Origin of the sequence: Inquilinus sp. CAU 1745 (genome assembly GCF_039839375.1) — a bacterium.
Taxonomy (GTDB): Bacteria; Pseudomonadota; Alphaproteobacteria; order DSM-16000; family Inquilinaceae; genus JBDOQU01.
In genome coordinates, this window is sequence record NZ_JBDOQU010000001.1 from 309948 (window position 1) to 322886 (window position 12939).

Annotated in this window: 12 protein-coding genes; 3 read left to right on the forward strand and 9 right to left on the reverse strand. The window is 65.8% G+C overall.

Annotated elements, in window-relative coordinates:
• Positions 1-63: 63 nt before the first annotated feature.
• The gene (locus tag AAFN89_RS01515; protein WP_347535162.1) at positions 64-273 is read left to right on the forward strand and encodes a hypothetical protein; all 210 of its coding nucleotides are present in this window, start codon (positions 64-66) and stop codon (positions 271-273) included.
• On the opposite strand, the gene AAFN89_RS01520 is transcribed toward AAFN89_RS01515, so the two are convergent.
• From AAFN89_RS01520 to AAFN89_RS01540, 5 genes are read right to left on the reverse strand one after another with little or no spacing between them, the layout of a single operon-like run.
• A complete protein-coding gene (locus tag AAFN89_RS01520; RefSeq protein ID WP_347535164.1) occupies positions 270-725 on the reverse strand; it encodes a YccF domain-containing protein in 456 nt (151 codons plus the stop codon). The two genes, AAFN89_RS01515 and AAFN89_RS01520, sit on opposite strands and share 4 nt — an antisense overlap.
• 17 nt (positions 726-742) lie before the next feature.
• The gene (locus AAFN89_RS01525) at positions 743-2047 is read right to left on the reverse strand and encodes an L-fuconate dehydratase (RefSeq protein WP_347535166.1); all 1305 of its coding nucleotides are present in this window, start codon (positions 2045-2047) and stop codon (positions 743-745) included.
• A complete protein-coding gene (locus tag AAFN89_RS01530; RefSeq protein ID WP_347535168.1) occupies positions 2044-2976 on the reverse strand; it encodes a carbohydrate kinase in 933 nt (310 codons plus the stop codon). The genes AAFN89_RS01525 and AAFN89_RS01530 overlap by 4 nt, the downstream gene beginning before the upstream one ends.
• Positions 2973-3671: a transaldolase family protein gene (locus AAFN89_RS01535; protein ID WP_347535170.1), complete on the reverse strand. Its 699-nt coding sequence runs from the start codon at positions 3669-3671 to the stop codon at positions 2973-2975. The genes AAFN89_RS01530 and AAFN89_RS01535 overlap by 4 nt, the downstream gene beginning before the upstream one ends.
• Entirely contained in the window at positions 3668-4378 is a 711-nt protein-coding gene (locus AAFN89_RS01540; protein ID WP_347535172.1) for a class II aldolase/adducin family protein, read from the reverse strand. The genes AAFN89_RS01535 and AAFN89_RS01540 overlap by 4 nt, the downstream gene beginning before the upstream one ends.
• A 93-nt stretch (positions 4379-4471) precedes the next feature.
• Here AAFN89_RS01540 and AAFN89_RS01545 point away from each other — a divergent pair, with 93 nt between their 5' ends.
• The gene (locus AAFN89_RS01545) at positions 4472-5863 is read left to right on the forward strand and encodes an FGGY family carbohydrate kinase (RefSeq protein ID WP_347535174.1); all 1392 of its coding nucleotides are present in this window, start codon (positions 4472-4474) and stop codon (positions 5861-5863) included.
• Here the strand turns inward: AAFN89_RS01545 and AAFN89_RS01550 are convergent.
• Positions 5827-6750: an aminoglycoside phosphotransferase family protein gene (locus tag AAFN89_RS01550; protein ID WP_347535176.1), complete on the reverse strand. Its 924-nt coding sequence runs from the start codon at positions 6748-6750 to the stop codon at positions 5827-5829. The two genes, AAFN89_RS01545 and AAFN89_RS01550, sit on opposite strands and share 37 nt — an antisense overlap.
• Between AAFN89_RS01550 and AAFN89_RS01555 the strand changes: the two genes are divergently transcribed.
• Positions 6711-7610 (forward strand): aldolase, encoded by a 900-nt coding sequence (locus AAFN89_RS01555; protein WP_347535178.1) that lies wholly within the window; start codon positions 6711-6713, stop codon positions 7608-7610. The two genes, AAFN89_RS01550 and AAFN89_RS01555, sit on opposite strands and share 40 nt — an antisense overlap.
• Before the next feature lie 6 nt (positions 7611-7616).
• On the opposite strand, the gene AAFN89_RS01560 is transcribed toward AAFN89_RS01555, so the two are convergent.
• The 3 genes from AAFN89_RS01560 to AAFN89_RS01570 are packed head-to-tail and all read right to left on the reverse strand — an operon-like array spanning position 7617 to position 12921.
• A complete protein-coding gene (locus AAFN89_RS01560; RefSeq protein ID WP_347535180.1) occupies positions 7617-8402 on the reverse strand; it encodes a response regulator in 786 nt (261 codons plus the stop codon).
• 47 nt (positions 8403-8449) lie between these two features.
• Complete coding sequence (fdhF, locus tag AAFN89_RS01565; protein WP_347535182.1) at positions 8450-11218, reverse strand: formate dehydrogenase subunit alpha; 2769 nt, start codon at positions 11216-11218, stop codon at positions 8450-8452.
• On the reverse strand, positions 11215-12921 hold the full coding sequence (locus AAFN89_RS01570) for an NAD(P)H-dependent oxidoreductase subunit E (RefSeq protein ID WP_347535184.1): 1707 nt from the start codon (positions 12919-12921) through the stop codon (positions 11215-11217). The genes fdhF and AAFN89_RS01570 overlap by 4 nt, the downstream gene beginning before the upstream one ends.
• Between the last annotated feature and the right edge of the window lie 18 nt (positions 12922-12939).

The window sequence follows — 12939 nt, forward strand, 5'->3', positions numbered from 1 at the left end:
GGTTTATAAGATGATTGATCCTCGATACTATAAACGCGGCTTCCGTCCGGCCGGTACCTTCCGATGACGACTCCGGTTGAACCGTCCTACCATCCCTGGTTCCGGCCGCTCTATCGGCGGGTGCTCGTCCTTCTCGTCTGCCTGGGCTGGCTCGTCTTCGAGATCACGCAGCAGGACCCGTTCTGGCTCCTGATGGCCGGCGCGGCCTCAGGTTATGCCGTATGGGATCTCTTCCTCAGAGACTTCATCCGGATGCATCGAAGTCCATCCTAACCCGCTGTTCGAACTTGCATCGTCGCGGCCCGCCGTCTTGCCTCAGCCGCCACTTCCCGATCGACCACCGCCTTGCCGATCGGCCAGAGCGACAGGCCGGCGAACTTCAGGTGCTGGATGGCGAAGGGGATGCCGATGATGGTGATCGCGCTGGCGATCGCCGCCAGCACATGGCCCAGCGCCAGCCAGATTCCCGCCAGGACCAGCCAGATGACATTGCCGATGGCGCCCGCCATCCCCGTTCCCAGATCCGGCCGGCCCGTCAGGACTTCCCGGTCGATGGCCTCTCGTCCGAACGGCCATAGCGTGAACACGAACATGGTGAAGCAGGCCCGCGCCCAGGGAATGCCGATGATGGTGATCGCCATGATGACGGCAGCCAGCAGCCAGCCCGCCGCCATCACAATGCCGCCGAACAGCAGCCAGAGGATGTTCAGGATCAGGGAGAGCATGTTCCGGGAATCCTCTATCATCGTTCGGAAATCCACGCGCTTCCGCCCGGATAGTCATGGGCGTCCAGGCTTGCCGGCTTCATGGTGATGGAATAGCCGGGCGCGGTCGGCGGCATGTAGCGCCCGCCCTTCATCACGACCGGGTCGACGAAATGCTCATGCAGATGATCGACATATTCCAGTACCCTTTTCTCCAGACCGCCGGACACGCAGATATAGTCGATCAGCGACAGGTGCTGGACATATTCGCAGAGGCCGACGCCGCCGGCATGGGGGCATACCGGTACGCCGAACTTGGCCGCCAGCAGCAGCACCGCCAGCACCTCGTTCATCCCGCCCAGCCGGCAACTGTCGATCTGGCAGAAATCGATCGCCTGGGCCCGGAGGAGTTGCTTGAACATCACCCGGTTCTGGCAGTGTTCGCCCGTCGCCACGCCTATCGGCCTGACCGCCTGGCGTATCGCGGCATGGCCCAGCACGTCGTCCGGGCTTGTGGGTTCCTCGATCCACCAGGGATCGTAGGGGGCGAGCTGGTGCATCCAGGCGATCGCCGTCGGCACGTCCCATTTCTGGTTGGCGTCGACCATAAGCTTGCGGTCCGGCCCGATCTCCTCCCGCACGATGGCGCAGCGCCTGACATCATCGTCCAGATCGCCGCCGACCTTGATCTTGATGTGGGTCCACCCTTCCGCCAGCGCCTCCCGGCACAGCCGCCGCACCTTGTCGTCCGGATAGCCCAGCCAGCCCGCCGATGTGGTGTAGGCGGGATATCCCGCCCTCTCCATCTCCGCGATCCGGTCGGCCTTCGTCGGCGCCCAAAGGGCCATGATGTCCAGCGCCTCCTCGCGGGTCAGCGCGTCGGTGATGTAACGGAAGTCGATCAGTCGGACGAACTCCTCCGGCGACATGTCGGCCACCAGCCGCCAGACCGGCTTGCCCTGTTCCTTCGCCCAGAGGTCCCAGACGGCATTGACGACCGCCGCCGTCGCCAGATGGATCGCCCCTTTCTCCGGCCCGATCCAGCGAAGCTGGCTGTCGCCGGTGATGTGACGCCAGAAACCGCCCATGTCGGTAGTGAATTCGTCCAGATCTCGTCCGACCACCAGCGGCGCCAGCGCCTTCACCGCGGCGACCACCACCTCATTGCCGCGTCCGATGGTGAAGGTCAGCCCGTGCCCTTCCAGCCCCTCCCGGTCGGTCGTCAGCACGACATAGGCGGCCGAATAATCGGGATCGGGATTCATCGCATCCGATCCGTCCAGGTGGCGGGAGGTCGGGAACCGGATATCCCGGATGCGAAGATCGGTGATCCTGACGCTCATGACGCGGCCAGCTCCTGCAATCTGGGTGGATCATTGCCTTGGCGGGAACATGTCACCGCCGCCGCCCGGTTGGCGAAGGTGAGCACATCGCGAAGGTCGCCCTCGCCGATCGCGCCCAGCCGATCGGCCTCGAGGTCGCCCAGTTCATGCAGCCGGGCCAGCAGCGCCCCGTGAAAGGTGTCGCCTGCGCCGACGGTGTCGACCAACCGGATGCTCGCGCCCGACACGGTCACGATCAGTCTCTCCGTCGCGCCCAGGGCGCCGTCCGTGCCCATCGTGACCACGATCAGGCGCGGGCCGGCAGCCAGCCAACGCTCCAGGATTCCCTCCACCGCCTCGCCGGGATAGAGCCAGTCCAGATCCACACGGCTGACCTTGACCAGATCGGCCAACGCCACCCAACCCTCCAGCCGGCGGGCGTAGCCTTCCCTGTCGGCGATCAGGCGCGGCCTTATGTTGGGGTCCAAAGCGATCGTCCGCCGGCCATGCTCACGCCGCATCAGGCTCTCCAGCGTCGTCGCCGCCGGCTCCTGCATCAGGGAGATCGAACCGAACTGCAGGCATTCGACATCCGCCGGGAAAGCGGCCGGAATATCCTCCGCCTCCAGCATCCGGTCGGCCGCGCCGTTGGAATAGAAGGCGTATTGCGGCTCCTCATCCTCCAGGCTCACGAAACCCAGCGTCGACGGCTGGTCGCGCCGGACGACGAAGCGCCGGTCCACGCCGTTGGCTTCCAGCGCGCTCACCAGCATGTCGCCGAAGAAATCCGTAGATATCCGCCCGAGAAAACCCGCCGGTCCGCCCAGCCGCGCCGTTGCGATGGCGACGTTGTAGGGCGATCCGCCGACGCACGGCCTGAATCCCGATTCGCCGTTGCGGCCGCTCATCGGCACGCAGTCGATCAGCGATTCGCCGCAGGATACGATCATGGAGGGGTTGTTGCTCCCATGGCGCGGGCATGGGCTTCGAAATCCGCCACCGCCTTGTCCGTCAACGGCTCCACCAGCAGCGCGTCTGCGACGGCGGCGGAGATGGTGAAGGTGTCGATCCCGCGCACGGCCAGCCGCACCAGATCGTCGACCGATCGCAGGCTGGCCACCAGCAGCCTCGTTTCGCTGCCCGTGCGCGCCAGCATCTCTTCCATCCGGGCGATATCCTCCTCGCCCTGCCGGCCGGCATCGTTCATCCGGCCGAGATAGGGGGCGGCGTAGCGTGCGCCCGCGGCGGCGGCCAGCAGCGCCTGATGGGGGGCGTAGAGGGCGGTCAGCGTGACGCCCGTGCCCTCGTTCGCCAGTTCGCGGGCGCAGATCAGCCCTTCCCGGGTGACCGGCACCTTGACGACGACCCTCTCATCGAAGGCAGCCAACAGCGTTCCGGCCGCGACCATCGACGCCGCGTCCTCGCCCCAGACCTGCATCTGGACTTCCGGCGCATCCAGCGCGAAGGCCTGGTCCGCCAGCCGCCTCAGCGCGTCCGGCGTGCAAGGCACCTCCGCCCTTTGCAGCAGCGTCGGATTGGTCGTGACGCCGCAGAAGATGCCAAGCGGCAGCCAGCGCCGCCATGCCTCGACATCGGCGCTGTCGAGGAACAGCCGCAGGCCCGTCGGCATCGCGGCAGGAGTCATTTTGGCGCGTCCCGCCGTGGTGGCGGCTCCACCGCCAGAGCCTCCCCCGGCTTCAACTCGTGCGCCTGCTTTCCGTAGGTCTTGAAGCGGGCCAGGATATCGGTCATCTCGGCATCGTCCAGGATGACCGGGTCGCCCATCTGAGAGGCATACCAATATTGCCTGGCCAGCGTTTCGACCTCGACGGCCAGCCACATCGCCTTCTTCAAATCCCGCCCCAGGCACATCATGCCGTGGTTCGCCAGCAGGCAGGCCGTTCGGCCCTCCAGCGCCTTCAGCATTCTGTCCGACAGCGCCTGTGTGCCGAAGGTCGCGTAATCCGCGCATTTGATGTCGGTCCCGCCAGCGACGCCGATCATGTAGTGAAAGGCCGGAATACCCTGGCGCAGGCAGGAGATCGCGGTGGCGAAGACCGCATGGGTATGGACGACGGCCCCCGCATCGGGACGGTTGCGGAAGATGTCGTAATGCATCCGCCATTCGCTGGAAGGTAGATAATCCCCGTGATAGCCGCCCTCCATGTCCATGGGGACGATCTGGTCCGGCTCCATCTCCTCATAGGGAATGCCCGACGGCGTTATCAGGAAGCCGTCATCGGCCCGCGCGCTGATATTGCCGCTGGTGCCCTGGTTGATGCCCAGCGCGTTCATTTCCCGGCACGCATCCACGATGGCGCGGCGAAGTTTCTGATGTTTGGATTTGGGCATGACCGTCGATCGAATGGGGGCGGTGGCCAAGGACTGTAGCCGCCGCACGGAAGACGTTCAACAAGGGCCGCCGCGTGATCTATGATCGCGGGCATGATCGAAGGTCGCCCCAAGACGATCGCCGTCCTGGATATCGGAAAGACCAACCTCAAGATCGTCCTCGTCTCGGAGGACGGCCGGGTGGTCGAGCATCTGTCGCGGCGCAATCGCGTCGTCGACGGTCCGCCCTATCCGCACATCCCGGTGGATGAGGTCTGGGACTGGTTCCTGGAATCGCTGGCGATTCTAGCCAGACGACACGCCATCGCGGCCATCGTGCCCACGACCTACGGATCGGCCGCCGCGCTGATCGACGAGGACGGGCTGGCGCTGCCGGTTCTGGATTACGAGGCCGATCCGCCACCGAAGGTGAAAGCGTCCTATGCGGAGATCGCCCCGCCCTTCGAGGAGGTCTTCGCGCCGACGAATCCCGCCGGCCTGACGCTCGCCCGCCAGCTTCACTGGCAGCAGCAGGTATGGCCGGGCCGCTTCGCCCGGGCCCGGCACCTGCTGACCTATCCGCAATACTGGACGTGGCGGCTCACAGGCGTGGCGGCGGGGGAGATCACCTCGCTGGGCGCGCAGACCCATCTCTGGGCGCCGGAACGGTCTGATTTCTCCTCCCTCGCCAAGCGGCATGGCTGGGATCGGCTTGTGCCCCCGCTCAGGCCGGCCGGAGATATCGCGGGCACATTGCTGTCGGCCATCGCGGATATCACGGGCCTGCCAGCGGTCACGCCCGTCCTCTGCGGCATTCATGACAGCAACGCGAACTATGCCCGCTATCTCGCGGCCGGCTTTGACGATTTCACGCTGATGTCGACCGGCACCTGGCTCATCAGCTTCAACGCCGCCCAACCGCTGCGGCAGTTGGATCCGGCGCGGGACACCAACGTCAATATCGACTTCGCGGGCCGCCCCGTCGCCTGCGCCCGCTTCATGATCGGGCGGGAATATGAATTGCTGGCCGGACCGGCATCGGCCTCGCGCCCGGAGATACTGGCCGCGCTTTCCCGGATCATGGAGAACGGTGCGATGGCCTTGCCGGCCTTCACCGAGAGCGGTGGTCCCGTTCCCGGCGCGGGCGGTCGCGGCCGTGTCGTGGGTCCGCCGCCCGCCAACGACGTTGAGCGGATCGCACTGGCCATGCTCTACGTGGCGCTGATGGCTGACCAATCGCTGGACGCCATAGGATCGCGCAACATGATCGTCATCGATGGCGGGTTCGCCGACCGCCCCTGGTTCGCGGAGCTGATGGCCGCCCTCCGGCCGGGCCAGCCGGTGCGGGTTTCCTCGGAAACCGAGGGAACGTCGATCGGCGCCGCATCGCTGCTGTTCCGGGACCACGGACCGCAATGGTCAGCGCCACTCCGGCCCGTCGATCCGCCGCCTCTTCCGGCATTGGCTGCCTATGCGGAGGGATGGCGGCTCGCCGCCCTTTCGTGATCGGCCAGCACCTCCTCGATCACTTTCCGGGCCTTCGCCGCGCCGGCTGGATTGGCGTCGATATGTCCGGCAAGTGTAATCAGCGCTTTCCACAATGCCCAGCCACGGCCGCGCGCCCAGGTCGCGTCGTCATGCGGCAGGGCGGTCCGGAACACGTCTCGGCTTTTCCCTTCCAGCAATGTCCAGGCGACCGTCAGGTCGCAGGCGGGATCGCCGACGCCGGACGTGCCGAAATCGATGATCGCTGTCAGCCGCCCATCCTTGACCAGCAGGTTTCCGCCGGCGACATCGCCATGGAACCAGACGGGTTCGCCGTGCCACGAGGCGTCCAGGGCGGACTCCCATACAGCTCTAGCTGCGTCGGTATCAATCCGCCCATTAAGCGCCGCCAGCGCCCGCCGCGTTTCGCCGTCATAGACCGTCAGCGGTCCGCCTCGATGGAAATTGTGTGCGCCGGCCGGCGGCCCGCCAGTGGCGTCCACCTTCATCAGCGCGATCAGGAATTCCGCCAGCGCCAGCGCGAATTGCTTCGGATCGTCGATCCGTCCCTGCTCCGCCGTCTCGCCTTCCAGCCATCGATAGACGGACCATCTCCAGCGATAGCCTTCCGCCGGCTCGCCCATAGCCAGCGGCGTTGGGATGGGAAGAGGCAGCAGCGGCGCCAGCTTCGGCAGCCAGCGATGTTCCTTCTCTACCTGCGCCGAATAGGCTGCGTGGCTCGGCAGCCGAACCGTCATCCGGTCGCCCAGATGGAAGGTCCTGTTGTCATGCCCGCCGAACCTCACCGGCCGGACCGGCAGGCCTGCCCATTGAGGGAACTGCTTGGCGATCAGCCGGCGCACAAGCGATGCGTCGATCTCAAAAACGGCCGTGGAATCCATGGGCATGCGGCGAACCCTCCGCTCAACGCGTCGCACGGGAGGGCCCAGCGGCCAAGGGAAATTGCTGTGGCGGCTGGGAAAACCGGCGTGCGGCCGCTATCCTCGCCGCCTCAATAAACAGGGAAGAACAGATGGACGATCCGGATATTCGTCAGGCGCGCACCGATCTCACCGCCGCCCTCCGCTGGGCTGTGCGGATGGGATTGCATGAAGGTATCTGCAATCATTTCAGCGTCGCCGTGTCGCCTTCGGGCGATCGTTTCCTGGTCAATCCTTACGGGCTGCACTGGTCGGAGATCAGGGCGTCCGACCTGCTGCTGGTCAACGCCGACGGCAGCGTGGAGGATGGGCGCGACCCGCCGGAGGCGACGGCCTTCTTCATCCATTCCAGGCTGCACCTGGCGCTGCCGCACGCCCGCTGCGTCCTGCACACCCACATGCCCTACGCGACGGCGCTGACCTCACTCGCCGACCCGCGGCTGGAGCCGATCAACCAGAACGGCCTGCGCTTCCATGACCGCATCGCCTATGACGACGACTATAACGGGCTGGCGCTGGACGAGGGCGAAGGCGACCGGATCGCCCGCGCGCTGGGCAACAAGTCGGTGATGTTCATGGCCAATCACGGTGTGATGGTGCTGGGCGCCAGCATCTGGGAGGCCTTCGACGACCTTTATTATCTGGAGCGTGCGGCCGAGAACCAGGTGCTGGCGCTTTCGACCGGCAGGCCGCTGAAGCGCGTTCCGGAAAAGCTCGCCGCCCTCACCGCCTCCCAGATCGCCGCAACCGGGGCGGAACAGGCCAGACACCATTTCCAGGCGCTGAAGCGCATCCTGGATGGGGAAGAGCCGGACTACGCGCTGTAAATCAATTCAGGTGATCGTGAACCGCTGGAGCACGTGAGCCAGATCGTCGCCGAAGCTGGGGCCGCGCCGGATCAGACCGGCATTCATCGGCAGGGCGGCGAGATCAGGATGGTCGGCGCTCAGGCTGGTCAGCACCGCGACCGGGATCTTCTTCGTCGCCGGCATGGCGGATAGAGCGCAGGCGAGGTCGACGCCGCTCATCCTCGGCATCACCATGGCGGTGATGACCAGATCGGGCTTCGTCTCCACGATCAGCGCCAGCGCCTCGAACGGATCGAGGACGGTGGAGACGCGATAGCCGCAGGCCGCCAGTTCCCGCTCCACGACGCGGGCCGCGGAACGCTGGCCCATCACCAGCGTGACCTCGACCTCGGAGATCGTGACATCCTCGATCTCGAAAGTCCGCTTCGCCGGCAGATGGCGGACGACGTCGGCGACCTCGCTTTCGGCGACCGCCTCCCCGTCCAGCACCGCGGCGATCCTGTCGGAGAAGGTCTGGAGATCGTCGATATGCTCCGCGCCCAGCGCCGGAAGTCCCGCCAGGTAATCCTCCAGCCGGTGCGTCAGCGGACCGAGCCCCGCCATGCTGACCGCGCGAGCCTTCAGGCGCAGGTTCGAAGCATCCAGAAGAAGCAGCCGGGCGGCTTCCCGACCGTCCAGGTCGCCGGTCCGCATCTGCTGGAGACGGATATCCAGCGCGGCGACGACATCGCGGGCCTCGGCCAGAACCTCATCCTCGGCCTGACGATCGACATCCTCCTCGGACATCAAGCCGAAAGCCTTCCCCGCCATCTTGTCTTCCCCGTCTCGCGTCCATCCTGGAGCGGACAGGCTAGCGGTCAGGGGTTAACGGGTTCTGAAGGTGCTGGCTCCATCCGCGCAGCGCAGTATTTGAACTCCGGAATCTTGCCGAACGGATCGAGCTGCGGGTTGGTCAGGATATTGGCCGCCGCCTCCGCATAGCAGAACGGTATGAAGATCATTCCCGGCGCCATCGCCGAATCCGCCCGCGCCCTCAACTCGATCGATCCGCGCCGCGTGGAGATCTGGACCTTCTCCCCCGCGTCAGCCCTGATCCGGCGCAGATCGGCGGGCGATACGTAGACCACGGCCTCCGGCTCCAGATGATCCAGCACGCTGGCCCGGCGGGTCATGGCGCCGGTGTGCCAGTGCTCCAACTGCCGTCCGGTGCTAAGCACCATCGGATAGTCGGCATCGGGTTCCTCGGCCGGCGGTATGATGGCCGCCGGCACCAGCCGCGCGCGGCCGCTGGCGGTGGGAAATCCGTCGCCGAACACGATGTCCTTGCCGGGAGCGTCTTCCGCTTCGCACGGATAGGTGACTGACCCTTCGCGGGCTACACGATCCCACGTGATGTTGTTCAGCGACGGCATCGCCTCACGCATTTCCGCGAACACGTCCCTCGGATGCTTATAGTCCCAATTGAGCCCCATCCGCTGCGCCAGATCGTTGATGATGAACCAGTCTTCCCGCGCCTGCCCCGGCGCAGGAAGGGCGCGCCGGCCCATCTGGACCTGCCGGTTCGTGTTGGTGACCGTGCCGTTCTTCTCCGGCCATGCGGAGGCCGGCAACACCACATCGGCGAAGGTCGCGGTCTCCGTCAGGAAGATGTCCTGGACCACCAGGTGCTCCAGCTTCGCCAGAGCCGCACGCGCATGGCTGACGTCGGGATCGGACATCGCGGGGTTCTCGCCCATGATGTACATGCCCCTGATCTGGTCGTCATGGACGGCGTCCATGATCTCCACCACCGTCAGGCCGCGCTTGGGGTCCAGCTCCGCCTGCCAGAGCTTCTCATAGAACCCGCGCACCTCCGGATCCTCGACGGACTTGTAGTCCGGGAAGAACATCGGGATCAGGCCGGCATCGCTGGCGCCCTGGACGTTGTTCTGGCCGCGCAGGGGATGCAGGCCCGTTCCCGGCCGTCCCACCTGCCCCGTCACCAGCGCCAGCGCGATCAGGCAGCGGGCGTTGTCGGTGCCGTGGATGTGCTGGCTGACGCCCATGCCCCAGAAGATGATCGAGGCTTCCGACCGGGCGTAAAGGCGGGCGACCTCCCGCAGCGTCTCCGCCGGAATGCCGCAGATCTTCTCCATCTCCTCAGGCGGGAACGCCTTCACGTGCTCGCGCAGCTTCTCGAAATCCTCGGTTTGCGCCTGCACGTATTGAAGGTCGTAAAGCTCCTCCGTCACGATGACGTTCAACATCGCGTTCAGCATCGACACGTCGCGGCCCGGCTTGAACTGCAGCATGTGAGTCGCGTGACGCTTCAGCGCCTGCCCGCGCGGGTCCATGACGATCAGCTTCGCCCCACGCTCCACGGCGTTCTTGAAGAAGGTCGCGGCGACGGGATGGTTCTCCGTCGGATTGGCGCCGATAACGATGATGACGTCGCTGTCCTCCACCGCCATGAAGGGCGCCGTCACCGCGCCTGAGCCGATGCCCTCCATCAGCGCCGCGACGGAGGAGGCATGGCAGAGCCTGGTGCAGTGATCGACATTGTTGGTGCCGAACCCCGTGCGCACCAGCTTCTGGAAAAGGTAGGCTTCCTCGTTCGATCCCTTGGCCGATCCGAAGCCGGCCAGCGCGCCGCCGCCATGCCCGTCGCGAATGCGCTTCAGCCCGCCGGCGGCGGCGGCCATCGCCTCTTCCCAGCTTGCCTTGCGGAAATGCGTGTAGGGGTTGTCCGGATCAATCTCGATCTCCGCCGTCTTCGGCACGCCCTCCTTACGGATCAGAGGTTCGGTCAGGCGGTGGGGGTGGTGGATATAGTCGAAGCCGAAGCGGCCCTTCACGCACAGCCGGTTCCGGTTCGACGGCCCGTCGCGGCCGTCGACGGAGATCAGCTTGTCATCCTTGATGTTGAAGGTGAGCTGGCATCCCACGCCGCAATAAGGACAGACGCTTTCGACCTGCCGGTCCGGCTCCAGCGCCATCACGCCTTCCTCGTCCAGCACAGAGGCCGGCATCAGCGCGCCGGTCGGACAGGCCTGGACACATTCGCCGCAGGCGACGCAGGTGCTGCTGCCCATCGGATCGTCGAAGTCGAAGACAATCTTCTCCTCATGGCCGCGCAGGGCCATGCCGATCACGTCATTGACCTGCACTTCCCGGCAAGCCCGGACGCAGAGATTGCACTGGATACAGGCGTCGAGTTGCACCGCCATCGCCCGGTGGCTCCGGTCCGGCTGCGGCTGTGCGCGCCTGGGGAAGCGGCTTTCGGCCACCTCGACATGATCGGCCCAATGCCAGAAGCTGGAATCCGGATCATGCGCGCGGCTCCGCTCCGGCTGGTCGCCGACCAGAAGCTCGAAAACCCTCTCCCGGGAGAAGCGGGCCCGCTCGCTCGCGGTCTGCACCTTCATCCCCGGCGTCGGCTTGCGCACGCAGGACGCAGCCAGCACGCGCTCACCCTCAATCTCCACCATGCAGGCGCGGCAATTGCCATCGGCCCGGTAGTCGGGTTTCGGGCTGTAGCAGAGGTGCGGGATCTCGATCCCGCGTCGCGTCGCGACCTGCCAGATCGTCTCGCCGGGCGCGCTCTCGACCTCCACGCCGTCCAGTTCGAAGCGGATAGTCTCGGTCATGCCAGATCCTCAGGAAAGTGCTTGAACACCATCTTCACGGGGTTCATCGCCGCCTGCCCCAGCCCGCAGATGGAGGCATCGCCCATCACCCGCGCCAGTTCGCCCAGGAGCGGCTGGTCGACGGTCTCCCGCTCCAGCAGCTTGACGGCCTTCTCCGTTCCCACGCGGCAAGGCGTGCACTGGCCGCAGCTTTCATCCTCGAAGAATTTCAGAAGGTTCAGCGCCACTTTCTTCATGTTGTCCTGATCGGACAGGACGACAATCGCCGCCGATCCAATGAAGCAGCCATGAGGCTCCAGCGTTCCGAAATCCAGCGGGATGTCGTCCATCGACGCCGGCAGGATGCCGCCGGACGCGCCACCGGGCAAATAGCCCTTGAAGCAATGTCCTTCTGCCATGCCGCCGCAATATTCGTCGATCAGTTCCCTGACCGTGATGCCGGCGGGCGCCAGCTTCACGCCCGGATCGCGAACCCGGCCGGAGACGGAGAAGGTGCGAAGTCCCTTCCGGTCGTTCCGCCCGTGAGAGGAGAACCAGTCCGCCCCCTTCTCCACGATGTCGCGCACCCAGAACAGCGTCTCGATATTGTGGATCAGCGTCGGCCGGCCGAACAGCCCGACCTGGCTGGGGAAAGGCGGCTTGTGCCGGGGCAGGCCTCGCCGGCCCTCGATGCTCTCCAGCATCGCGGATTCCTCGCCGCAGATATAGGCCCCGGCCCCGCGCCTCAGATGGATCGTCGTATGGCGCGACAGCCCGGCCGCCTCCAGCGCCGCGATCTCCCGCTTGAGGATCTCCCGGCATTGCGGATATTCGTCGCGCAGGTAGATATAGATCTCCGCCGCCTCCACCGCCCAGGCGCCGATAAGCATTCCTTCCAGGAAGCGGTGCGGATCGGTTTCCAGATAGTGCCGGTCCTTGAAGGTTCCGGGTTCGCCTTCATCGCCGTTGATCGCCATCAGGCGCGGCGCCGGCTCCTGCCGGACGAAGCGCCATTTGCGTCCCGTCGGGAAACCCGCCCCACCCAGCCCGCGCAGGTTCGATCCCTCCAGCGCGGCGATGATGTCGTCGACCCCGCGGCGGCTGGAAAGACAATCCTCCAGAAGCGCATAGCCGCCGCCGGAGCGATAGGCGGTGAGATCGACATAGGGAGGGAGGTCGGGATGGAAGCCATCGCTCACCGCTTCGGCCACGCTGCTCACCGTCGCGCGCTCATGCAGTGCATGGCCTACCGCCGTGACCGGCGCATTATGGCAACCGCCCATGCAGGGCGCGCGGACGACACGGACGTTCGGCCCCAGCGTCCCTTCCAGGCTTTCCAGCAGTTCCCGCCCGCCCATCAATTCGCAGGTCAGGCTGTCGCAGACTCTTACGGTCAGCGGCGGAGGCGGTTCCTCCCCCTCTTTCACAATATCGAAATGGGCGTAGAAGGAGGCGACCTCGTAGACCTCGACCAGCGCCAGCTTCATCTCCATCGCCAGCGCGGCCAGATGCCTGGCGTGCAGGCAGCGATACTTGTCCTGGATCAGGTGCAGATGTTCGATCAGCAGGTCCGGCCGGCGCGGTCGATCGCCCAGCAGCGCCTGCACTTCCTCCAGCGCGCCGGGATCGACCTGCCTCCCCTTCGGGTGAATGCCGGTCTTCCGGCGTCCCGCCCCTGGATGGATGCTTCTTTTCGGCTTCTCTGGCGCCGTCATCACCGACATGTCTCTCCCGGCCCCTTC

Bases quoted from the DNA above. Each gene is read 5' to 3' on its own strand.
- AAFN89_RS01515 (WP_347535162.1), top strand. From the start codon at position 64: ATGACGACTCCGGTTGAACCGTCCTACCATCCCTGGTTCCGGCCGCTC.
- AAFN89_RS01520 (WP_347535164.1), bottom strand. From the start codon at position 725: ATGCTCTCCCTGATCCTGAACATCCTCTGGCTGCTGTTCGGCGGCATT.
- AAFN89_RS01525 (WP_347535166.1), bottom strand. From the start codon at position 2,047: ATGAGCGTCAGGATCACCGATCTTCGCATCCGGGATATCCGGTTCCCG.
- AAFN89_RS01530 (WP_347535168.1), bottom strand. From the start codon at position 2,976: ATGATCGTATCCTGCGGCGAATCGCTGATCGACTGCGTGCCGATGAGC.
- AAFN89_RS01535 (WP_347535170.1), bottom strand. From the start codon at position 3,671: ATGACTCCTGCCGCGATGCCGACGGGCCTGCGGCTGTTCCTCGACAGC.
- AAFN89_RS01540 (WP_347535172.1), bottom strand. From the start codon at position 4,378: ATGCCCAAATCCAAACATCAGAAACTTCGCCGCGCCATCGTGGATGCG.
- AAFN89_RS01545 (WP_347535174.1), top strand. From the start codon at position 4,472: ATGATCGAAGGTCGCCCCAAGACGATCGCCGTCCTGGATATCGGAAAG.
- AAFN89_RS01555 (WP_347535178.1), top strand. From the start codon at position 6,711: ATGCGTCGATCTCAAAAACGGCCGTGGAATCCATGGGCATGCGGCGAA.
- AAFN89_RS01550 (WP_347535176.1), bottom strand. From the start codon at position 6,750: ATGCCCATGGATTCCACGGCCGTTTTTGAGATCGACGCATCGCTTGTG.
- AAFN89_RS01560 (WP_347535180.1), bottom strand. From the start codon at position 8,402: ATGGCGGGGAAGGCTTTCGGCTTGATGTCCGAGGAGGATGTCGATCGT.
- fdhF (WP_347535182.1), bottom strand. From the start codon at position 11,218: ATGACCGAGACTATCCGCTTCGAACTGGACGGCGTGGAGGTCGAGAGC.
- AAFN89_RS01570 (WP_347535184.1), bottom strand. From the start codon at position 12,921: ATGTCGGTGATGACGGCGCCAGAGAAGCCGAAAAGAAGCATCCATCCA.